Origin of the sequence: Paenibacillus sp. JGP012 (genome assembly GCF_014203995.1) — a bacterium.
GTDB lineage: Bacteria > Bacillota > Bacilli > Paenibacillales > Paenibacillaceae > Paenibacillus > Paenibacillus silvae.
In genome coordinates this window covers 39,921-62,382 of the sequence record NZ_JACHKG010000013.1, presented here as the reverse complement: position 1 = coordinate 62,382, position 22,462 = coordinate 39,921, and the positions used below count along the sequence as shown (strand labels likewise).

Annotated in this window: 20 protein-coding genes; 3 read left to right on the top strand and 17 right to left on the bottom strand. The window is 46.2% G+C overall.

Translation table 11 applies throughout. The features are described 5' to 3' along the window. Positions 1-172: 172 nt before the first annotated feature. The 12 genes from HNR77_RS16730 to HNR77_RS16675 all read right to left on the bottom strand — a co-directional run bounded on the left by HNR77_RS16730 (position 173) and on the right by HNR77_RS16675 (position 10,946). The gene (locus HNR77_RS16730) at positions 173-1,165 is read right to left on the bottom strand and encodes an alpha/beta fold hydrolase (protein WP_260410606.1); all 993 of its coding nucleotides are present in this window, start codon (positions 1,163-1,165) and stop codon (positions 173-175) included. Positions 1,166-1,356: 191 nt separating this feature from the next. Beyond that, positions 1,357-1,824: a GNAT family N-acetyltransferase gene (locus HNR77_RS16725; protein WP_184186608.1), complete on the bottom strand. Its 468-nt coding sequence runs from the start codon at positions 1,822-1,824 to the stop codon at positions 1,357-1,359. A 22-nt stretch (positions 1,825-1,846) separates the two neighbouring features. Continuing rightward, entirely contained in the window at positions 1,847-2,365 is a 519-nt protein-coding gene (locus tag HNR77_RS16720; protein ID WP_184186605.1) for a P-loop NTPase family protein, read from the bottom strand. 6 nt (positions 2,366-2,371) lie between these two features. After that, on the bottom strand, positions 2,372-2,863 hold the full coding sequence (locus HNR77_RS16715; RefSeq protein WP_184186601.1) for a GNAT family N-acetyltransferase: 492 nt from the start codon (positions 2,861-2,863) through the stop codon (positions 2,372-2,374). A 27-nt stretch (positions 2,864-2,890) separates the two neighbouring features. Beyond that, positions 2,891-3,247, bottom strand: a complete 357-nt coding sequence (locus HNR77_RS16710; RefSeq protein ID WP_184186598.1) for an NIPSNAP family protein — start codon at positions 3,245-3,247, stop codon at positions 2,891-2,893. A gap of 31 nt (positions 3,248-3,278) precedes the next feature. Further along, positions 3,279-4,157 carry a class I SAM-dependent methyltransferase gene (locus tag HNR77_RS16705; protein WP_184186595.1) on the bottom strand — a complete coding sequence of 293 codons (879 nt, stop codon included), beginning with the start codon at positions 4,155-4,157 and terminating at the stop codon, positions 3,279-3,281. Between the two features lie 213 nt (positions 4,158-4,370). Then, on the bottom strand, positions 4,371-4,898 hold the full coding sequence (locus HNR77_RS16700) for an AAA family ATPase (RefSeq protein WP_184186592.1): 528 nt from the start codon (positions 4,896-4,898) through the stop codon (positions 4,371-4,373). Between the two features lie 34 nt (positions 4,899-4,932). Next, complete coding sequence (locus HNR77_RS16695; protein ID WP_184186852.1) at positions 4,933-5,976, bottom strand: ABC transporter substrate-binding protein; 1,044 nt, start codon at positions 5,974-5,976, stop codon at positions 4,933-4,935. A gap of 71 nt (positions 5,977-6,047) precedes the next feature. Further along, positions 6,048-7,022: a galactofuranose ABC transporter, permease protein YjfF gene (yjfF, locus tag HNR77_RS16690; RefSeq protein ID WP_184186589.1), complete on the bottom strand. Its 975-nt coding sequence runs from the start codon at positions 7,020-7,022 to the stop codon at positions 6,048-6,050. Next, positions 7,012-8,055 (bottom strand): ABC transporter permease, encoded by a 1,044-nt coding sequence (locus HNR77_RS16685; protein WP_221443884.1) that lies wholly within the window; start codon positions 8,053-8,055, stop codon positions 7,012-7,014. Before HNR77_RS16685 ends, yjfF begins: the two co-directional genes overlap by 11 nt. A 3-nt stretch (positions 8,056-8,058) precedes the next feature. Beyond that, positions 8,059-9,594: a sugar ABC transporter ATP-binding protein gene (locus HNR77_RS16680; RefSeq protein ID WP_184186585.1), complete on the bottom strand. Its 1,536-nt coding sequence runs from the start codon at positions 9,592-9,594 to the stop codon at positions 8,059-8,061. Positions 9,595-9,926: 332 nt separating this feature from the next. Further along, a complete protein-coding gene (locus HNR77_RS16675; protein ID WP_184186582.1) occupies positions 9,927-10,946 on the bottom strand; it encodes an ABC transporter substrate-binding protein in 1,020 nt (339 codons plus the stop codon). A 252-nt stretch (positions 10,947-11,198) separates the two neighbouring features. On the opposite strand from HNR77_RS16675, the gene HNR77_RS16670 reads away from it, so the two are divergent. From HNR77_RS16670 to HNR77_RS16660, 3 genes are read left to right on the top strand one after another with little or no spacing between them, the layout of a single operon-like run. After that, the gene (locus HNR77_RS16670; protein ID WP_184186579.1) at positions 11,199-13,010 is read left to right on the top strand and encodes a cache domain-containing sensor histidine kinase; all 1,812 of its coding nucleotides are present in this window, start codon (positions 11,199-11,201) and stop codon (positions 13,008-13,010) included. 5 nt (positions 13,011-13,015) lie between these two features. Then, a complete protein-coding gene (locus HNR77_RS16665; RefSeq protein ID WP_311768643.1) occupies positions 13,016-14,605 on the top strand; it encodes a response regulator transcription factor in 1,590 nt (529 codons plus the stop codon). Further along, positions 14,598-15,572: a sugar ABC transporter substrate-binding protein gene (locus HNR77_RS16660; protein WP_184186573.1), complete on the top strand. Its 975-nt coding sequence runs from the start codon at positions 14,598-14,600 to the stop codon at positions 15,570-15,572. The genes HNR77_RS16665 and HNR77_RS16660 overlap by 8 nt, the downstream gene beginning before the upstream one ends. A gap of 113 nt (positions 15,573-15,685) precedes the next feature. Here HNR77_RS16660 and bglB read toward each other — a convergent pair whose 3' ends face one another. From bglB to HNR77_RS16635, 5 genes are all read right to left on the bottom strand, one after another. Next, positions 15,686-16,756, bottom strand: coding sequence for a beta-galactosidase BglB (bglB, locus tag HNR77_RS16655; protein ID WP_184186570.1), 1,071 nt, complete (start codon positions 16,754-16,756; stop codon positions 15,686-15,688). A gap of 35 nt (positions 16,757-16,791) precedes the next feature. Beyond that, positions 16,792-19,323 carry a hypothetical protein gene (locus HNR77_RS16650; RefSeq protein ID WP_260410605.1) on the bottom strand — a complete coding sequence of 844 codons (2,532 nt, stop codon included), beginning with the start codon at positions 19,321-19,323 and terminating at the stop codon, positions 16,792-16,794. Between the two features lie 29 nt (positions 19,324-19,352). Then, the gene (locus tag HNR77_RS16645) at positions 19,353-20,177 is read right to left on the bottom strand and encodes a carbohydrate ABC transporter permease (protein WP_184186564.1); all 825 of its coding nucleotides are present in this window, start codon (positions 20,175-20,177) and stop codon (positions 19,353-19,355) included. Beyond that, entirely contained in the window at positions 20,177-21,082 is a 906-nt protein-coding gene (locus HNR77_RS16640) for a carbohydrate ABC transporter permease (RefSeq protein WP_184186561.1), read from the bottom strand. Before HNR77_RS16640 ends, HNR77_RS16645 begins: the two co-directional genes overlap by 1 nt. Before the next feature lie 100 nt (positions 21,083-21,182). Next, positions 21,183-22,454, bottom strand: a complete 1,272-nt coding sequence (locus HNR77_RS16635) for an ABC transporter substrate-binding protein (RefSeq protein ID WP_184186558.1) — start codon at positions 22,452-22,454, stop codon at positions 21,183-21,185. Between the last annotated feature and the right edge of the window lie 8 nt (positions 22,455-22,462).

Sequence of the window (22,462 nt, the reverse complement as noted above, 5' to 3'; positions counted from 1 at the left end):
TAGTCTAACGAAACTTCTAAACTCTGTTTAGCATGTGAAACGAAGACGCAATCCTCCCTTCTCAACGATATCGATCAATAAGCGAAAAAGCGGTTCGCTAAAAACATAATAACACAATTATGGAAAATAAAGTGCATATTTTTGTCTATTTAGACAGGTTACTACACCTTTTTTAACTCGATCTGAAATGCTCATACAGCCAAGAGGTAAATCTATCATTTTCTTCGAATTGCGGATAATGCGCAGAATGATGAAAAACAATCAGCTCCTTCTCGGGAGCTTTCAGCTTGTTTAAGTAAACGTCAGCCTCTTTCAACGTTGTCATGTAATCATGTTGACCCATCAGGAAATACACCGGGATGTGAACCTCATCTACCAGCCCGGGCAAAGGCTGCTCCAGTGCTTCTCGCACGAGACCGTCTTGGGATTGAAGAATTCCTGTATAAAAGCGTATGACATCCAGTCCGTTATACTCCGGTCCGAAGAGAAAGCCGGCAGCATAGTCACCGTTCTCGTTGATTTGTCTGGCCGATCCACCATACTTTTGTACAAAGGTTCTTGGAGTAAGCCCTTCTCCCTGATGAATAGTATTTCGCAAGAGCTTCAGTTCACGCACATCTTCCGTATTGCCAGCCGTGCTTGCCTGTTTTATCGTGTAATCTAACGTTTCAATCTCACTCTGAACGGTATCCCCCATCTGTCCGATACCAATATAAGCCTGGAACTGTTCAGGTGCCTTCGCAACCGCCTTCATGCCAATGTATGTACCAAAAGAGTGTCCGATGATCACGACCTTATCCTGCTGCAGATCCTCTGTGACATGCTTCGTTAAAGCAATCAAATCGTCGACAAGCATATCTGTTGTCAGGTTTGAGTAGTCTTCTGTAAAATGATAAGACTTGCCGCTCCCGCGTTGATCATAATGCACAATGGTGAAATGCTTCTCCAGTTCACGCTGGTATTTTCGGACATATGGAATCTCGGAGCAGCCCGGCCCCCCATGAACAAAAAGCAGCACCGGGTTACTTCGGTCCGCTCCTCTAATCATGACTTCATGCCCTGTACCGTTAATATCAATCTGCTCAAGTCTGCTTACACTATTCTCTCCTTGGATACCTGGTGTCCAGGTAGGAAAAAGAAGCGCAACGGCTAGAATTCCTATCATGGTAAGGAAGGTATACTTCATGGCTCTAGCTATCTTTTTTCGCATAGTCTCTCCTTCTACCAACAGTTGTCATGAATCCAGCTCCTTTATCATGTGAACATCCTTGGGCTCTTTGGCAAACAATTCTTCATCCACATCTGTAGTTATCCGACTTCCCTGGCTTTGATAAAAAGAGATGGATTTGATTGGATTTAATTTACTTGCAGCCGATAAATAATCTCATCGTTGAAATTGAACTTATTCTCACTTATAAATGACATGGCTGTATATAAACGTTGAGCAGTTACGTTATCTCTTTCAACCGTTAGTGAAATAACACGGCATAACGGATGTTCTTTTTTAATAAAATCAATTACTGCTCCTAGTGCTCGTTTACCCATGCCTTGGCCTTGAAACGCCCTGTCCAGCTGAAAGCCACCAATCCAGTAGTTATCTGCACTCTCAGGTGTATAGCTTAAATAAAAGAACCCAAATACTTGGCCTCCCAGCTCCAAAACGTAAGGATCAAATGCTTCATCCCACGGTTTGATATATGCATATGCGAGACCCTCTATCACACTTGGAACCCGATGTGTCTGGTATTCATGCAATGAAATTTGCAGCGCCTGTTCCCAATTATCTCGGGTAACGGGTTGAATCTGGACGATGTTAGTTTTCATGTGATCTCCTTATCTCAAAAGTTTAGTGCTTGCCTGATGCAGGCTTATATGTACTTTCGATCTCTTCTATAGCTTGCTTGGTATTCGTAATCATAATTGCTTTCTTGCCGTATCGACTCGTCATCTCGATGACATCCTGAACAGGATATTGATGATTCCATTTCACAATCATTTTGCACAGATTGCTGAAGGTCTGCTTATAATTCCATGCTTGCAAGCCTGTTCTGGAGAGCACAAACCTTCTAACAATCCGATAATCTCTCACCATCACATGGGGATGCAGCATCAGCACCAAATCCGCTTCCAGAATAGATGGAGAAGTCCAGGCTTCAAGCTGAGCACCTTCAATAATCCATGCTTCCGAACTCACAATGGCTTGCAAGGCTTGGTCTCTCACCTTTTCAGGGTATCTCAAATTCACTGCGTTTCTGTCCCAGATCAGATTGTCCAGTTCGTGGCAGGTGATACCATATTTACGAGATAAAGTTCTCGCTAAGGTTGATTTTCCGCTACCACAGGCGCCAATAATCCGAATTTTCATTGTGTGTTACACCTCTAGTGAAAATACCGCCACCTGTTTCCCAATGATGTCGACATCCTTCTCATGAACCATGCCATTTTTTTGCGCGATGCGCATTGAACCTGCGTTTCCGTGCTGGATTAGAGAAATCAAACGTTTATGCCCCAGCTTTAGACCCTGTTCCTTCCACGCATTGGCTTGCTCGTACCCATAACCCTGTCCCCAATACTGCTCTCGCACCCAATAACCGACTTCAAGCTCCTCCTTGCCTTCAATCACTTGTGGTATGAGTCCTGATGTCCCAACAAGCTGGTTATCTTCCTTTTTAAAAGCCAGCAAAAGCCCTATTCCCGATTCATTCCTTTGGATAAATTTCTCCAGCGTTTGCATCGTCTCTTCCTTTGTCCATGGACCACCGTGCCGGATATACTTCATTACATTGGGCTCGCTTGTCATCGTATACAGATGTTCGAAATCATTTTTGGTATATTCGCGAAACACCAGTCGTTCTGTCTCCATACTCCCACCACTCCTTGTTGTATAATCTCATTCAAGAATTGTTCGCTCCCGATCCACCGTCGAGGTAAAAAACTGCTGCTGAATCTCCTGCCGAAATACTTCGGCATACCGATGTCTTCCAAGCTGGTCGTATCGCTCCTGCACTCGCCTTACATGTTTTTGATCCGCTTTGATCTTTCGTTCAATCTCCTCATATTGTTCCAGCGTATCGTATTCCCACATCGCAAAAATTTCACTGCTCTCTTCATCCAGCTGCGTATGCCATCGGCCAATTAAACGGGCTCCGTATTTCAGTTGCGCAGGCAGCAAGATATCATTGAAAAGCGCATTAAATTCATCTACAAAAGTAGAGGCAACAATATACGTTTTCCTGCGATAAATCAAAGATATCTCCTCCATGCTTTAGATTTTTCATTCATCGTGCTACGATTCCACTCGTGATTTTCATATTCGGAGCATAGGTCATGCACACATTTTCATTAAACTCTCTCGCGAATCTCTCTTCTGCATCGTATTGTTGATTGGCCTCTTCGAGAGTCAATCCCCGGTCTACAAGCTGGGCAATAACATCGGGCCGGTTACCGGGCATTGCACCTAATCCTTCTTCTTTTAAAGCATGAACCAGTCTCTGCTTGTCCGCATCAGCCATATGTTGATCCAGAAAGTTAACCCGATCGCTTACTCGACACTCCACCCCTCTAACCCCTAATTGACTCAAGAGAACGGGAATGCTCATGCCGATGTTTCCATCTTTACCGCTTCGGATCGCATCCTGCTCATATATCTTCTGGAGCGTGCCCAAATGCATAATGCTGGACTGCTGCACACCTTCGAGCGCACAACTCGACATGTTTGCAATCCAATGCGGCTCAAAGCAGATAACTCTGCCTCCATCTACCACACTGCCAATCATCTTCTCCAAGATCGATTTAGGTTCCGGCATATGTAATAAAAAAGCATGGCTCATCGCTATGTCGTAAGCACAATCCACCTGCATCGTTTCCATGTCGCCCTCAATAAAGTCGGCTTGATAAGGCATTTGTTCATAGATTTCTTTAGCATGTTTGATCAGTTCTGTTCCTTTATCTACACCCGTGTACTTTGACCCCTCTGGCAGGAGTGGAAGCAGCTTCAAGCCCATATACCCGAAACCGCATCCGTAATCAATGATATGTACAGCTTTCTCAATCTTCCAGACTCTTTGAACCAGAAATTCCAAATAGTCATCGTTATAATATAACCAACGTGTCTTCCTCAGGTATTCAATTTGCTGATCCCAGTAATATTCGGACAATGCACAGCCTCCTTTAGATGAAATCGCATTCAAAAACACCCAGACAAGCCACTTTCATTCCAATTCCTTACATCCTATTGTACTGCTAAACTTTATCCTGGTCTATCCGCCCTCAGCATGATTTACTTCTGAAACTCTTGCTTATTCATCTGCAACTGTTTGGAGAAATGGGAAAGACCTGACCAGATTCGCCAGATATGCGATTTCTCCATCTCAACCCTTCACTTTCTCCAGAATGATATCAATCACATCGCCAGTGTCCAGTTGATCGGTGCAAATACGGGTTTCGAATACATCCGCCTTGAACGCTTCAACACACTTGGGAGCTTGTTGATATTGCCAGCCGCCGAATGGATCCCCGCGCTTGGCGAGACGCTCATATATTGTATCTAAAGAGGCTGTCAGACAAACATGATGCAGATCCTGATCCATTTCCTTCAACCCATTGTAGATGTAATCAAAGTTTTCTTTTTTATAGATGGTCATGGGAATGATGAGATGTTTATTGTATTTCTGCTTCACCTCTCTGGCGATCTTTACCGTCAAAACTCTCCACAGCTCGATATCCTGAAAATCGTCAGTACGCTCCTGCTCCTCCCGATGTTCTTCTGGAAGCAGCTTGCGAAGCATATAACCGATCTCTTCCGGGTCATAGACCATGCAGTTAGCAATTTTGGGCTGCAGTGCTGCTGCAGCTGAAGTTTTTCCCGCACCAAAGGCGCCATTAATCATGATAATCATACGAGCACTCCTCCTCAGCGTTTTCAGACACGCCCTAGAATCTGCGATGAAGCATCTCACGGCTGGCACTTTCCTGGGTGAAAATATCCTCCCGGGGCACCATACGTTTGGGCAGTGTACGCCCTGCAATAATCTCTTTGGCTGCCTGCATAAGCTGCGGCCCCAGCAGCGGGTTGCATTCAACCACCGCGTTAATCTGCCCATCGGCCAGAATTCGCAGCGCTTTGCGGGAACCGTCTACCGATACAATGATCATATCTTCGCCGGGCTTCAAGCCAGCCTTCTGAATCGCCTGAATCGCACCAAAAGCCATCTCATCGTTATGGGCAAAAAGAACCTGTGCCCTTTCCTCCTTCGACACTTGAAGAAAACCGTCCATAACCTGCCGACCCTTATCCTCTGTAAAATCAGCAGGAGCACTTTGCGAGATTAGAATATTATCTCTCTCAGCCAAGATGCTTCTGAAGCCCTCGCCACGCTGGATCGAAGGTGTTGAGCCGCTAGTTCCCTGCAGTTCAGCAACACGAATCGTTCCCGGAACATTCCGCAGCCGATCCCGAATATACTTCCCCGCCTTCACGCCCTCTTCATAGAAATCCGAGCCAATCGTGGTTACAAAAAGGGAGGAGTCCTGAACATCTACGGATCGATCCACAATAATGACAGGAATGCCTGCACGCTTCGCCTCCTGAAGGATGTCGTCCCAGCCGGATTCTACTACGGGCGCAATGGCAATCACATCAACCTTTTGCCGGATAAAAGAACGAACAGCCTCAAATTGTTTCGTCTGAGACTGCTCTGCATTTTTCAAAATAAGCGTAATACCTGATTCCTTGGCAGCATCCTGAATCGATGTCGTATTCGCCATACGCCAGGCACTCTCTGTGCCCAGCTGCGAGAAACCGACGACGATTGATTTCTTGAGCGGAGTCATATATTCAGCCGATTGCATCCATTCCTCTATTGAAGGTAGTGATTCTTCGGCTGCTGGAACAGGAGGCGGCTTCGATTCGGACTCATACGTTGTGCAGCCCGTGAGACATAACAGAAGCAATATACACAACAACCAGCTCGCCATTTTCCCCAACGAATTTCTCCCTCCTCCAACTTGATGGAACAGACTAACCCGACCTATACAATGATCCGAAGCTAATGCAAAGACTTGGCAGAACTTCGTCGTTCACTGAGAAGACGCTGGAACAAAATAAAGACAAACAGCATCAGACCAATCACAATTTTAGTCCACCATGAGCTGAGTGTGCCTTCGAAGCTAATTATAGTTTGGATTACGCCCTGGATCAATACGCCGAGGAATGTACCTGCCACGTAACCGACACCACCTGTGAGCAGTGTACCGCCAATCACAACCGCAGCAATCGTATCCAGCTCAAGACCCATGGCATGTAATCCGTAGCCGGATAACATATAAAATGTGAAGACAACGCCTGCAAGCGCTGAACAAAAGCCGCTGAGTGTATATACCAGAATTTTGGTACGGGCTACGGGAAGTCCCATCAGCATTGATGATTGCTCACTTCCGCCAATCGCGTACACATTACGACCAAAGCGGGTATAGTGCGCAAGGAAAATGGCGAGCAGCAGCATAATGACGGCAAGCAGCACGTTGATCGACACAAAGCTTCCTCCCGGGAGTGAAATCTTAGCCTGTGCAACTGTAGTATAGAAAGAGTTCGTTATCGTGATGGTATCGGTACTGATGACATAACAAAGCCCGCGTGCCAGAAACATGCCTGCCAGCGTGACGATGAAGGGCTGAATTTTAAAATAATGAATAATGGCCCCCATCATGGTACCAAACAATGCGCCCATCACCAGCACCATCGGAATGACAACCGAGGGCGACCAGCCTTGCTTTTCCACCAAACTGGCACTGATGATCGTTGTCAGCGCAATGACTGAGCCTACAGACAAATCGATTCCCCCGGACACAATGACAAAGGTCATGCCAATCGCCGTAATGATGAGAAATGCATTATCAATCAGCAGGTTAAACAGAACTTGTGTGGAAAAGAAGCCGGTATAACGAAATGAGCCGATGGCAATCATGACGGCGAGCAGACCAAAGGTAACCAGGACCGGTAGAAGTTTTCGGTTAAGATACATGGCGATTTACCCCCTGCTCAGCTGGAAACTTCCGCTTTTTGAGACGCTCGGCCATCGTTTGGCGGAAAGCTTCGGATTGAATTAAACATACAGCGAGTACCACAAAGGCTTTGACTACAAGCGTAACCTCTGGCGGTACGCCAATCATGTAGATCGTGGTTGTTAACGTTTGAATAATCAGTGCTCCGATCACCGTGCCCATCAGATAGAAACGTCCGCCATTCAGTGAAGTTCCTCCGATCACAACGGCCAGAATCGCATCCAGCTCGTACCAGAGACCGGCATTGTTTCCGTCTGCACTGGATACATTGGAGCTGAGGATCAAGCCTGCAATACCGGCACACAAACCACAGAAAACATAAACAGCGAGGATGACGGTTTTGGAGCGAATACCCGCCAATTGGCTGGCACGAGCATTGTTGCCTACCGATTCAATAAACAGCCCAAGCGCCGTTTTTCGTGTGAGCAGCACAGCAATGAGCAATACCGTCAGTACGATAAAAATGGAGAAGGGCAAAGCGGCCAAGGAACCGGCACCAATGTATTGATACTGCGCATTGGACACCGTGATAATCTGTCCACTCGTAATCAATTGAGCAATGCCACGTCCAGCCACCATCAGAATCAAGGTTGCGATAATAGGCTGAATCCGGGCAACGGATACCAGCGCCCCATTCCACACGCCAAGTGCAAGCGACAGACCGATCGATAATGCGAGCGCACTTAGGACAAGCCAAAGCGAGCTTTGATCTGTGACTTTGCTGATTGTCAGACAAGCCATTGCTCCCGATATGGCAACGATGGAACCGACAGACAGGTCAATGCCGCCCGTTGCAATGACCAGTGTCATACCGATGGAGACGAGTATGAGCGGAGCTCCAAAGTTGAGAATATCAATCAAACTGCCATACAGATTGCCATCACGCAACACAAGCGAGAAAAAATCCGGCGAGTAGAGCAAGTTAAACAATAAAAGAAAACCGAGCATACATAACGGCCAAAACAAATGATGTTTGCGCATTCTGCTGATCATCACTCAACCTCCTGCCATAGCTTTCATGATTTGCTGCTGATTAATGTCATCGCCGCTCAGCTCTTTCACCTTTTTGCGGTCGCGCAGCACCGACACCCGATCACTGACCCGGATCACTTCCTCCAGCTCGGAGGAAATAAACAGCACACCCATCCCCTGCCTGGATAGCGACAGAACCAGCTTCTGTATCTCTGCCTTGGCCCCGATATCAATGCCGCGTGTAGGCTCATCCAGAATCAGCAGATTCGGGTTCATCAGCAGCCACCGCGCAAGCAAAACCTTCTGCTGGTTGCCACCGCTCAGGTTTTTGATCAGATGCTCCGGGTTCTTCGGATGGATCTGCAGCAGGTTCATATATTTTTCCGCCAGCTCATCCTGCTTTTTACGAGAAATCGGCTTGGACCAGCCTCGCGCTGCTTGATAGGCCAGAATAATGTTTTCGCGGATCGTCAGATCATCAATGATGCCTTCCGTTTTGCGATTCTCGGAGCAGAACGCGATATGCTGATCAATCGCATGTCGTGGTGACTTGACAGTGTTACCGGTGTCTGCAACGGTCAATTTCCCTTCATCTGCACGATCAGCGCCAAACAACAGTCGAGCCATCTCCGTTCGTCCTGAACCCAACAAACCAGCGAGCCCAACCACTTCCCCCTTGCGGATCGTAAGGTCAAACGGATCAATGGCCCCCTTCCGTCCGAGTCCAGCTGCGGTGATCATAATGTCGCCAGCACCGTCAGTTCCCATGCCTTTCTCTGAATGACCTTCCTCAACCTGCTTTGGCAGATCTTCCAGCACTTCAAGCTCTTTGCCAATCATCTTGAGCACCAGCTCCATACGCGGAAGCTCCGCGGCAAGGTATTCCCCCTCCAGTTCTCCGTTGCGAAGCACGGTCAGACGGTCGGACATTTCATACACCTGATCGAGAAAATGGGTCACGAACAGAATCGCCAGCCCTTCACTCTTCAGCTTGCGCATAATCTGGAACAGCTGCTGCACTTCATTTTTATCCAGACTGGATGTCGGTTCGTCCAGAATAAGTACTTTTGCCGAGATGCTGAGTGCCCTTGCAATCGCAATAAGCTGCTGTATCGCAACGGAATACGTCTGCAGCGGGGCCTTCACATCAATGACCAGATTTAATCTTTCCCGCAAAAGGTTCTCCGCATCTTTGTTCATCTGTTTCCAGTGGATGCGGCCAAATTTCATCGGCTCCCGGCCGATATAGATATTTTCTGCCACCGTTAAGTTCGGACACAGATTCACCTCCTGATACACCGTGCTGATCCCTGCTTTCTGAGCCTCGAGCGGCCCCGATATCGCCAGAGCGTGATCATCCATCGTCACGATGCCCTCATCAATGGAGTACACACCTGTGAGCACTTTGATCAGCGTTGATTTTCCTGCTCCGTTCTCACCCATCAGCGCATGAATTTCACCCGGAAACAGGCGAAAGCTGACATTGGAGAGCGCCTTGACACCCGGAAATTGTTTCGTGATCCCGGTCATTTGCAATATGGGGGTGTGAACAGCATCCATGTAACCCTCTCCTTTTTCATAAAATCTTTAAAATAAAGTTGAACAAAAGAATTTACACAATCCACTCCGATGACAGAATAACCTTCCAATCGCTGTTATCCCCAGATTTTTTCGATTCCCCTTTCTAAAGGTGAAAATCCGGTGATAAAGGCGACCGCTCCGCTTTTTCAGGTTTTTTCTGTCCTCTCCGTTAACGTGTAAATGAATAGTTCACCTTATATAGTCAGATCGAATAAAGCGATCATCAGGTATCTGCAAGGTTGCTACAGAAAAAAGTCATTTAGCGACAGTCAGGTCGAAAAATGACTTTTCTTTGTTATTCGCATTTGCTTTTAATATTCACGTGTTGGCAATGCTTCTTTGGCTTGCTCGGATGTGAAGGTGGTTTCGTCAGTAACGATACGTGCTTCAATCTCTTTGCCGTCCACGACGGCCTGCACTGCTTCCATTAATTGAGGTCCAAGCAGCGGATTACATTCAACGATAAAATTGATTTTTCCGTCAGCTGCTGCCTGCATTCCATCCTTCACGGCATCCACAGAAATGATTTTAATATCCACGCCCGGCTTCAAGCCGGCTGCTTCAATGGCTTGAATAGCCCCAAGTGCCATATCGTCATTGTGTGCATACAGAACATCGATCTTTTTATGTGCTTTGAGGAAAGCCTGCATAACCTCTTTGCCTTTGGCACGTGTAAAATCACCTGTTTGCGATGCAATGACTTTTAATTTGGCATTCGAACCGATCACTTCCATAAACCCTTCCTGGCGGTCATTCGCTGGTGCAGAACCTGTTGTACCCTGCAATTCAACGATATTAATGTCCTCTTGCGCATCCTTGTACTGATCCGCCAGCCACTGTCCCGCCTTACGTCCCTCTTCCACAAAGTCTGAACCGATAAACGTTTTGTATAAGGATTTATCAGCTGAATCCACCGCGCGGTCAGTCAGAATCACAGGAATACCTGCGTCCTTGGCTTCCTTCAGTACCGTATCCCAACCGGACTCCACCACTGGTGAAAAGGCAATAACGGTTACCTTTTGCTGAATAAAAGAGCGCAGGGCTTTGATCTGATTCTCTTGTTTCTGCTGTGCGTCCGAGAATTTGAGATCATAGCCAGCTTCTTTAGCTGAATCCTGAATGGATTTTGTATTCGCTGAACGCCAGCCACTCTCCGCACCGACCTGAGAAAAACCAAGGGTAATGGTCTGTGCACTCGCGGGTGTACTCCCCTCTCCCCCTGTCGAGTTCGTCTGTTCTGTGCCGGATGCTCCTTTGCTGTTACAGGCCGTGCTGACAAGCATGACCATCGCCAGCGTTATTACTAGTCCCCACTTTTTTTTGCTTCGCATCAGTTGATCCTCCCTTTTCAAGTTCACCTTGTGCGGTGTGATCACATTATAAAACGCTTACAACATGAACTAACATGGAATGTGATGCGATTTTTATGTAATAATTTAGTAATTTTAGAGGACTTGCTGTGAAAATGTGGAATTTCTTTGGATATTGGTGTACTATTTTGCGATCATCTGTAATGGTTAAAATTCATGTTATAATAATGCTACCTAATATTATCCTGATCCCTTCAGATGGAGTGGAAGACGTTGAAACTTGTCCAATGGATAACTTCAAGCCTCAGACTAAAATTGCTCAGCATGTTCATCATCCTCAGCTCAGTGCCGCTCATCGTTGTAGGATTAATCTCTTACCATAAGTCGTACACCGTTGTATCGAATCATAACAAAGCTTCCACACAGCTGGCTGCTGATCAGCTTGCAAGAAACATTGATATGATGTTCGAGGATACAGAACGACTGCTGGAGCTGGGTAAAAATCCGCAGGTGCTTCAATATTTGTACTCCCAATCCGAGTCTTATGCCGAAGCCAAAGCCATTTTACAGACGTACAATCTTTATCGTGAAACCTACAAATATGATAAGGTTCTGAATATTTCTTTTGTTAATTTCTATGGCAAAGGCCTCAGTGAACGCAAAGGCGTATTCAAGCTGGAACGCAACCCGCTTCGGAATCCCTATTTTCAGTATCTGGTGCAATATCCCGATGCCATTTTACGCATCCCACATGCAGCACCCTACGCTGAACAGAATCAATTGGACGGATTTGTGTACCCAAAGCAGAATGCGCTTTCAATTATGACCACTGTCAAAGAACGCATTACACAGGAGGTCATCGGTTTTATTGTGATTGATATGAATGACGCATTCATTGATAATTTTTTGACAACAACAAAGATCAAGGATTCCGGCTTCTTTTATATTAATGATCAATATGGTCAGACATTGTTTAAACCGCCATCTGGGCAGGCCACGCCTGCCGTCATCGAGCAGATTAATTCAATGTCCGTACACGCCCGGAAGGACAGCTTTAATCTGTCCACAGGTGCCAAACCCCAATTTGTCGTATACAGCACGTCAAAACAAACGGGATGGCAGATCGTCGGAGCAGCTCCTTTTCAAGAAATTCTCGCAGAGGCCAACAGCATTCGGCAGTTAATCATCATCAGTGTTTTGTTAAGCGCATTCTTTGCTATTTCTTTATATTTTTTCCTGAATAATCGACTGATTTTCCCCATTCAGATTCTGATGAACAAGATGCGCAAGGCGGCGAGCGGTTATTTGGAAGCCAAGGTCTCCCCTGCCGGCTCTGACGAAATCGCGGATCTCGGTCAAAGCTTTAATACGATGCTGGAGCAGATCAAAGCACTGATGGAACAGAGCATCAAGGAAAATGAGCAGGTTAAAATAGCTGAGCTGCGCACACTGCAAGCACAGATTAATCCGCATTTCCTGTATAACACACTGGAATCGATTATCTGGATGGCTGAAGCTGACAAAAAGGAAAGTGTGATCACGCTTGTTCAGGCCCTCTCTAAATTCTTTCGTTTAAGTCTGAACAACGGCTTCGATTGGATAACGATTCAAACCGAGCTGGACCATGCCCGCAATTACCTGGTTATTCAGCAGATGCGTTATCACGATATTTTGTCATACGAAATCCAGGTTGACCCTGAGCTGCAGCATTATCCGATTTTGAAAATGACACTGCAGCCTCTGATCGAAAACGCGATCTACCATGGGATCAAAAACAAACGTGGTCAAGGGCATATCTTGATCCAGGCCTGTGCTGATGAAACAAGTATCGTGCTGACCGTACAGGACAATGGTATTGGCATGTCTGAAGAGCAGCTGGCTCAATTAAGAGAAGCACTGGAACAATCTTCAGACTTCCATTCCCCTCCCAAACAAGAGCAGGAAGGCGGATTTGGTCTGATGAATGTACATCACCGGATTCGGCTCTATTTCGGTCCTTCCTATGGCGTAGAAATGGAAAGCACATATATGGAGGGCAGTACATTTAAAATTCGAATTCCAAAGAGCAAGGAGGTTCGGCATTGAAAAAGGTGATAATTGTAGACGATGAGATTGCTATTCGGGAAAACATTCGCAGCAGCGTCGATTGGGAGAAGGAAGGGTTTCATTATTGCGGGGATGCCCCTGATGGAGAGATGGCTTTACCTTTAATTGAAGAATGGGCACCTGATATTCTGATCACCGACATTAAAATGCCGTTTATGAACGGATTAGAGCTGGCCTCCATCATCCGTGCCCAAAAGCCTCAGATCAAGATCATTATTATGAGCGGTCATGATGAATTCCGTTATGCTCAGGAAGCGATCCGACTTGGTGTAACCGAGTATTGCCTGAAGCCTGTCAGCGCGGCAGAACTTCTTCAGATTTTGCATCAGGTCAGCCAGAAAATGGATGAAGAGGAGCAGCGGATGATGAGTCTTGCCATGACTAAAGAAAAATTGCTGGCCGATCTGTGTGGTGGTCTCATCGGTACAAGTGATGCTATTGATTCCGCCAAGAAGCTGTCACTCCCCCTATCAGCCAGGTTCTACGCCATCGCCATTGTCGATATAAGACTACACGATGAGTCTCAGCACTCGGAGCAGCTGCTGAATAAAATACTCCATGTTCTAGAAACAGCTTGCAGCGTGCATGCCGAGCTTCTGGCTTACATCCGAAGCCGCACCGAATTGGTGCTGCTGCTTAAATCCAACTCGGAGGACAGCATCAACACGTGTCTGGAAGCGCTTAGGGAGCATACCCGTCTGGAGCTGGAGCAGCAGTTTAACTGCAGCATCATTCTGGGTATTGGCAGCATGCAGGAACGTTTGCAGGGCATTCATATTTCCTATCTGGAAGCAGATGAAGATAAATATATTACACGTCTGACCCTGCAAAATAAAGCTTCGCTGCGCGGCATTCAGCTGCATGAGAAAATGAATATTTTTCTGGATCGCCGTCAGTTCCTTGAATTTCTCAAGCTCGGCAGCCCTCAGCTGCGTGACAGCTTTGTACGGGAATTTGCTTCCCCGCTGAAATCTGTTGACTGGCATACCTCAACGTATGGCTTTTATTTGTTAAACGATCTGACCCTCGAGTCCTTTCGCATGGCGAATCAGCTATTTCGGATGGGGGCTGATGCAGATGAGAATATCAGGAGCCTGCAGCAGATGATCGAGAGCATTGAAAGCTGGGAGCATTGCAAGCAGTACCTGTGCACTTTGCTGGATCAATTATGGCAGCGGAGGGCTGCATCCTCTGGCAAATATAGTGATGTCATTGATCAGGTCAAATCCTACGTATCACAACAATATAATAATGAGCAGGTTTCATTGAAAACCATCTCTGCCCATGTTCGAATCAGTTCAAGCCATCTCAGCAAAATTTTCAGTCAGGAAACCGGTCAGACGATCACAGAGTATCTAACTCAGGTGCGTATCAACAAGGCCAAGGAACTGCTGAAAACAACAAGCAACAAGACCTTTGAAGTTGCCTACAAGGTAGGTTATAATGACCCGCACTATTTCTCTAATATTTTCAAAAAAACAACGGGCTGCACGCCCAAAGAATTTCGCTCACAAGGAGTTATGCCATTTCATGAGCCGCCATCCGATCAGATCGAAGAGCCCATGTATGACTAAATTCAAATGTACTGCCTGGCTCCTATTTACGATGCTGCTTCTATTCACGCTCACTTCTTGTGCGGTCGTAACTTCTGATTCAAGTGTGCCTGCTACCGGTCCGAATGCTGCGGCACCCACAGACCAACCTGAGAAGAACAAAACCTTCGGCATCATCTACCCGATGACATATCCAACCTACGAGATGATTACGATGGACGCTGCCCAGGCCTCTGAAAAGCATCATGTCACCTTGAACGTCAATGCGCCAGATGAAGCCAATACGGAGCAGCAAATCCGCATTCTGGAGAACATGATCAAACAGCGCGTTGATGGCATCGCCATATCCCCTGTGGACGCAGCAGCGCTCACGCCTGTTATTGATAAAGCAATAGCAGCCGGTATTCCCGTGCTGACGTTTGAATCCGATGCTCCTTCCAGCAAGCGCACTGCTTATATCGGTGCTGACAACTACCGTACAGGACAGCAATTCGCGATCACCACCTCAAGACTGCTGCATAATCAAGGTATGATTTTGGTCGAAAGCGGGCTGCAAGAGATGCACGGGCTGCAGCAGCGGCTGAACGGATTTATTGATTATATTCGCAATGAAACAGCGATTGAAGTGCTGGAGGTCAAATACAATCAAGGCAATGAAGCTCGAGCTGCAGCCGATATTGAAGCCATGATTAATGCCCATCCGCATTTTAATGCGGTGGTCGGGCTGGATTTTGTATCTGTCTCGGCCTCTGTTCTTGTCTGGAAAGCCAAAGGGTTAAACAGGCATCTTATTGCTTTAGGTGACACCTCTATAAGTAATAAAGGACTGACGAATGGACAGTTATCGGCTGTAATCTCACAGAATGAACGGAAGTGGGGAGCGGAAATTATTGAAACGCTGCTTCGTTCAAGCGACAGGCTTGATGTTGAGAAATTTATGGATACGGGGATTACTGAAATCAATCAGAACAATGTTTCTCATGAATAGCTTAAGCTTCATTAATACAGCCTTGGCACACATCAAAAACACCCTATAGATAGACCCTTAAGGGCTCATTCTATAGGGTGAGATTTAATCATTCATACACACGAAAACAACATTTATTCGGCTTCTGGAATCCGTAATGCCTCAATCAGAATAAACAGGGTAAGCGCTTGCCCATAACCCATCGGACTGATCGGTATTTCTTTATAAAACTGGGCATCGTTGCCCACAGGCGTTCCATAAGACACCTGCTGTACTACTCCGTTATCATCAATGTGTCGCAGCACCGCTTCAAGTGCCTTCATACCGATATTCCGATAGGACTCGTCCAGGTAGCCATACCGAATCCCTTTAAGAATACCGTATCCAAACGCTGCCGTTGCGGAGGTTTCTTTATACGAGTCTGGATCATCCAGAACCGTGTGCCACATCCCGTCCTCATGCTGCAGCTTGCCAAGCGCTCTAACCTGTGCAGTCGCTGTATCTAACAGATAAGCCTTTAGCCCATCCTCAATCGGAATGATATTCAGGAAATCCATCACTCCAGCCGTATACCAGGCGTTGCCTCTTCCCCAATGAACAGCACCATAGTTATGATTTTCATTGAAATCCCAGCCATGATAGAACAAACCGGTTTGTTTATTATAGAGATATTTAATATGCACAAGGAATTGCCGCTTGGCTTCTTCCACATAGGCTGGTTTCTTAAAGTGCACTCCTGCTTTGGCCAAAAACAACACGGTCATAAATAGAGTATCAATCAGAATTTGGCCGTCATTTGCATCACCCGTGATCATATGCTGAAATGCACCATCGCCGGTTCGCAGCAGTTCCTCCATAATCCAGCTGCTCCACTCTTCACAGACACGTTCATACTTCTTGTTCCCGGTCAGTTCGCATAGTGAAATCAACGTAAGCATCGGAGCACACGTATTTACATTTTTCTCCGGTAATCCTTCCGTTAATCTTGCATCGTACCAGGATTCAAGAAAACGAAGCACCTCTGCATCCTTTGTTGCTTCATAGAGCTGAAGGAGACCATAAAGTCCAACCCCTTGCGGCCATTCCCACAAATGGATATCGATTAGTCCAATCGGAAACTGTTCATTGATGCTTGTATTTTTCATCGATTTCATCGCATCGGATACCTTGTTTATGTTCTCCAGAAGTACGTCTTGATTCGGCATTATGGCTGTCACTCCCTAGATTTATTACACACGATTCAACGCTTTATATCCTGCAGCACCAACTGTCCCTTTACTCCATAGCCTGAATGGATGACTTCCTCCCCTTGAATAAGAAAAGGTTTGTTCATTCCCCATTGAATGGAACCATATACAGGGTCGATCAGACTGAGCGTAAGAGAAGTGCTGTCGAATTGCGGGCTGGTGGAGCAAACCTGGTTAACAAAGTTGCTAAATGATCCGAATTGCAGTTCGTTTCCTGCCCTGATGATCCAGGCATTACGCAATCCAGGGGAAATAAGCTCACGCTCTCTTGTCACTCCGTTCTTCTCCATGCTCATTCCATTCGCTGCATATAACGCCACATACCCTTTATCCAGACGGGCAAAATACCAGTTCTCATGCTTCTCCCACTCTGTAAAGAAACTTGTAGGAAAATAAGCATGTGTCCAATCTGAAGTATGGGTTGCTGGAATATCAAACATCATCAAAGCTATAGCTTCATGCTGAACGACGTCGGGCAAAATCGCGTTACCAGCCCAGAAGCAAGGGCGGCCATCTCCATGCTTGTATATTTCTGCGGGATGATTCACCCATACCTGCGCCTCAGGTGACAAAGAGAGATGATTAACATGCTCCTGATAACCTTGCTTGCCTGGTCTAAAGCGTATGATGGATGAAAGTGCGTACTCTGCTGTTCGATAATGATAGAGTTTGGCATATCCTCCCTTGCCCTGCTGATTGGTAAACGTTAGCTGCTGATTTTTCTCAAGCAGGAGATGTTCCTGATATTCCGCGGGAGGCATGTAATCGGATAAACTCAAGGCTACATTGCTGATTGAATAATTATTTACGTGACCGACACCATAACCGATCCAGCACATTGACGTTGTTCCCGCCGCATAACTACCCAGCAATTCCTTCTCGTAGCTACGCCCAAACGTAGTAGACATGACCCCTTGATGCATCTGAGCCGTAATATAATAAAATAATAAATCCATAGCTTTTTTCGCTTGCTGTCTAAGCTGTTCATTCTGAGCAAACTCATAGATATGCAAGAGTCCTACAGCATCGATCGGAATGTATGCACTGGAATTCCATTCTGCCAATCCTTCATCCATGAAGCGCTCAAACCATAAGGCAAGTCTCTCCTCCGCTTTCTGACGATGCACTTCACCCGTTTCCCCACTATTCGTGAACATTTCTTCCCCAAACAGTTGTCCAGCTAACAGCTCATTGGTGTGGAACAACAAGGCATGATTTTCACTGAAAAACCACATCACATCGTCACCAGGTTCATCAATCCAGTAACGATAGTTCAAAATACTTGCTTTTACCCGATCCCAGAACGCTTCACTGAACAAACCGCTATTGCGTTCATCTCTCCACAGGCGGAACAATCCAACAAGATAAAAATCGCTGCAATCCTTCCGCTGTTCAATGCCTTCGATGCCTTCCAGCAGCATGTTCTCCGCTTCCTGTACATTGCCATTTGTTTTGAGCATGGCGATCGCCGTGTGAATGTTAGGACAGCCCTTCTCGGCAATGCACTGGAGAGCCAGGGATTTGCGAGCTTGCATATCCTCAGCTTGCCGGGCAGCCTCATCATAACGCGTATCATAGGATTGACATCCGAACTTCTTGGTAAGCAATACGTTTGAAACTGAAATCGTCAGTGTGAAGTATACGTAATGATGGCCGAGTTCATTGGTATGTCCCAGAATCAGATCCGTTTCTTTCTCAGCGAAGTGAATCGTTTTGTTTTCGGTGCCATCAAAGAAGTTGCCATACTGGACATGCATCTCTCTAACCATATCTGGCAAGGGAAGTGGAAGACGAAGCTTAATCTCTTCACCTCTAAAAATATCTGAAGCGAAATAGGCTTGTTCCAGTGCTCGCTCAGCGGATTGCACAGGCTCTACCAAATGGGAAGCAATAGGCAGTGAAATATGTAATTGCTCGTTCCCAAGGTATTCTACTGCAAATGCATACATCGTATCTCGTTCAGCCAGATCCTCCCAGCAGGCATAAATCTCATTGATTCCGGCTAGCAGTTCGGCTTGAATAATGACTTCCTGCTCCTTGTTGCGAACGAGCGGCGCAAAATCCGTCACCTGTTCTCCATTGATCCACAGTGTCAAGCTTCCATACGTTTTGATTCGGAATGAGGCCGTATGAGCGACCGGAGATACGAGGCGTGTCGCCGCATAACTGCGAAGATGGGTAGGTACAAACCAAAAACCTGATTTCTCTACTCGTGGATTACCCCAGGGAGAATAAATCTCCCAGGACATCCTATCCTGCTCCCCCTCGAAATGATCCCCGGGACTTGGAAACTCACTTAATTGTTCAAAAAATCGGGGTACAGATTGTGATCTTCTATTTTCAACAAATTCCTGTCTGCACGGGTTCTCATGAATGGCAAATCCATCAATAAGCCAATCATTAATATCGCCTTCCATCGTTGTTGGAACAAAAGCTACAGGCTGCGTATATATGCCACTGATTAACCAATGATTGATAACCTGATTACCGCCCAATGTCATGGGCTTGTAATCCAAAGTTTGCATCCCGCTACGGGTGGGTTCTAACATCTAACTCATCCTTTCATGCCTGAAGTAATCATACCGCTGACAAAATAACGCTGGAAAACCATAAACACAACCAGTACCGGAAGCATCGTGATGACGGACATCGCAAGCAGGCTTCCCCAATCGACGTTGTATTCACCAATAAAATTAGAAAGCGCCAGCTGGATCGTATATTTGGATGGATCACTAATTGCGATTAACGGCCATACAAAGTCATCCCATCTCCACATAAAAGAAAAGATTGCAAGCACAGCGAGGATCGGCTTTGCTATGGGAAGAATAATGCTCCAGTAAATTTTCCATTCACCCGCTCCATCCATTCGTGCCGCTTCCAGCAGCTCGTCCGGTACGGTCAGCAAGTATTGCCGCATAAGGAACACCCCTGTCGGAGTTGCGGCAGGCGGGATAATGATTGCAAGCAGCGTATTATATAAACCAAGTGCACTCAGCACTTTGAAGATCGGAATCATGATAACCTCAATGGGAATCATAAGGGTCGAGATAAAAGCAATTAATATAATTGAGCTTCCACGGAAACGATACTTTGCAAGTGCAAAACCTGCCATGGAGTTAATCAACAGCAGCAGCAGCGTTGAAGACAGCGTGACAATCGTACTATTCATAAAATACAAGCCAAAATCGCCTTTTTTGAATGCCGCCGTGAAATGTTCAAAGGTCACTGGATCTGGCCACAATTTTGGAGGAAAGCTGTACAGATCGCTATTGGTCTTCAGGGCAGAGATCACAACCCACAGCACAGGCAGGAGCCACAACACTGCGGCCACAATCAATATACCGTAGATCATTATTTTGGCCATAGGTTTCATCACCATCAGACAGCCCCTCCTTTCGATAAGCGGAATTGAAGTGCCGAGAAACCGCCAATAAGTATAAACAAAACGACGGACATGGCACTGGCAAGACCTAATTCCTGCCTGTTAAAGCCAATCTCATAAATATATTGAACAATATACGTGGTTTCTTTGCCCGGGCCTCCGCCTGTAAGCGCAAACATAAGTGGGAAGGCTTTAAATGCGTCAATGAGACAAAGCATGACCACGAGCAAACTTGTCGGCTTCAATAGCGGCAGGGTAATATAACGAAACACTTTGGTACCCGTTGCTCCATCCAAACGAGCTGCCTCATAATAATCTGTAGGTATAGCCTGCAAGCCCGCGATAAAAATGACCATGAAAAAGCCCGCCCGTGACCATACCGTTGCGACAATTACGGCCGTGTTGGCCCAGAAAGATGAGGTCAGAAAGCCGATCGGCTCGGCACCTGCCATCGTGAGCAAATGATTCAGAATGCCAAACGAATCTCCGAAAATCCACTTCCAGGTCAAACCTACGATGATAAAAGATATCATGGTTGGCCAGTAAAATATGGCCCTGAAGAAGCTGCGCATTCGAATCTCACGAGCAAGCAGCAAAGCAATACCTAATGCTGCTGCATAAATTAGCGGAACAACAATGACGGCATAGACGCCTGTTCGGCCAATGGTTGACCAGAATTCCCCATCTGTCATGATCTTGATATAATTGTCCAAACCGTTGAACTTCATCGGATTCAGTCCATCGTAAACATGGAAAGAATAATACAATCCCAGCAAAGAGGGAAAAACGATGAAAATACCAAAGATCAGGAGGTTGGGAAGTATAAACAGATACGGAGCGATGAGAAGCTTCCTGTTCTGTCTTGCCAAGGTTTTTGGATTGGATCGTTGTGTTTCGCTCATCTGTATGCTCCTTCCTTATAAATACATGCAAAGGGGGCCTAACAGGAATCGATAAGCCCCCATTGTGATTACCACGTAACTTTATGTCACGCTTTACGTGTTATTGACTGGCAATCGCTTCGTTAATCTTCTCGGCCATAATGTCCAAGGCTTGCTGCGGGGTTGCTTTGTCGGATAACACGTCCATAATATTGTTTTTCAAGTCCGTTGAAATTTTGGAGATCAGTGTTTGCTTGGACCAGTCACTCGCTGCAAGAGGCGAACTGTTTTTCAGTTCATCGGAAAACACTTCAAACATTTCCTTGCCAAATTCGTAATTCAGCTTGGCACTGTCTTTACGTGGGCTCATGAACAGTGACTCCTGATTATATTTGGAATTGACTTCCTTGGACGTTAAATATTCGATGAATTTAGCTGCCTCCTGCTCTTGTCCACTGCCTTTGAAAGCCATAAGGAACTTTCCTCCTGGCACGGAAGAACGCTGCGTACCTTTTGGCATATAGGTAACTCCCCATTCGAAGTCGGTAATATCCTTATAGTTGTTAATCATCCAGTTACCAGCCCAGTGAGTTGCTACTGTACCGGAACGGAACAGGTTGTTCGGGTTCTCTCCACCGAGCCATACCGATTCAGGCATGATTCCATCTTGATGAAGCTGTTTGAACATCTCCATAGAACGAACTCCAGCCTCGCTATTAATCGCTGCCGCGCTGCCATCCTCCGTCAAGATGCTTCCGCCATTCTGGTACAACAGCGTAGACCACCGATGCGGAGTGACATCCCAAACCATCCCGTATCGTGCTCCGCCTTTGGCCATCACCTGTTTTAATGCAGCGATATATTCATCCCAGGTCCATACGTCATCTGGAGAAGTTGGCACTTTGACACCGGCTTTATCAAACAAGGTTTTGTTATAAATCAATCCATTCGCGGTGACATCCATCGGCGCGGCTACCAGTTTGTTATCCATAACATAATAAGGTTTAAGGGAATCGATAAATTGATCCTCGAATTGTTCCGCATTTTCGACATAAGGGGTAAGATCAACGGCCTGATTCGCAAAAGACCCCGTATCTGTAACCCGGCTCAATGCTGGCGGTTTCCCTCCAGATAACATCGTTTTTAATTTGGTCTGGATATCTTTAAAGCCGACTTCAATGAGATTGATTTTAACGTTGCTATTGTTCTGCTCGTAATCTTTAATAATTTGTTTAACGACTTCTCCTTCGTTCCCATCCGAGAACCATAAGAAATCGAGCGTTGACTGTTTACCACTGGCATTGTTCCCCGTATTATTGCAAGCAGTCAGTATGGCAAGCACCGCGATCATTAGAACGCTGATGCTCATTTTAATCCATGTTTTTCTTGTCATATCAACAT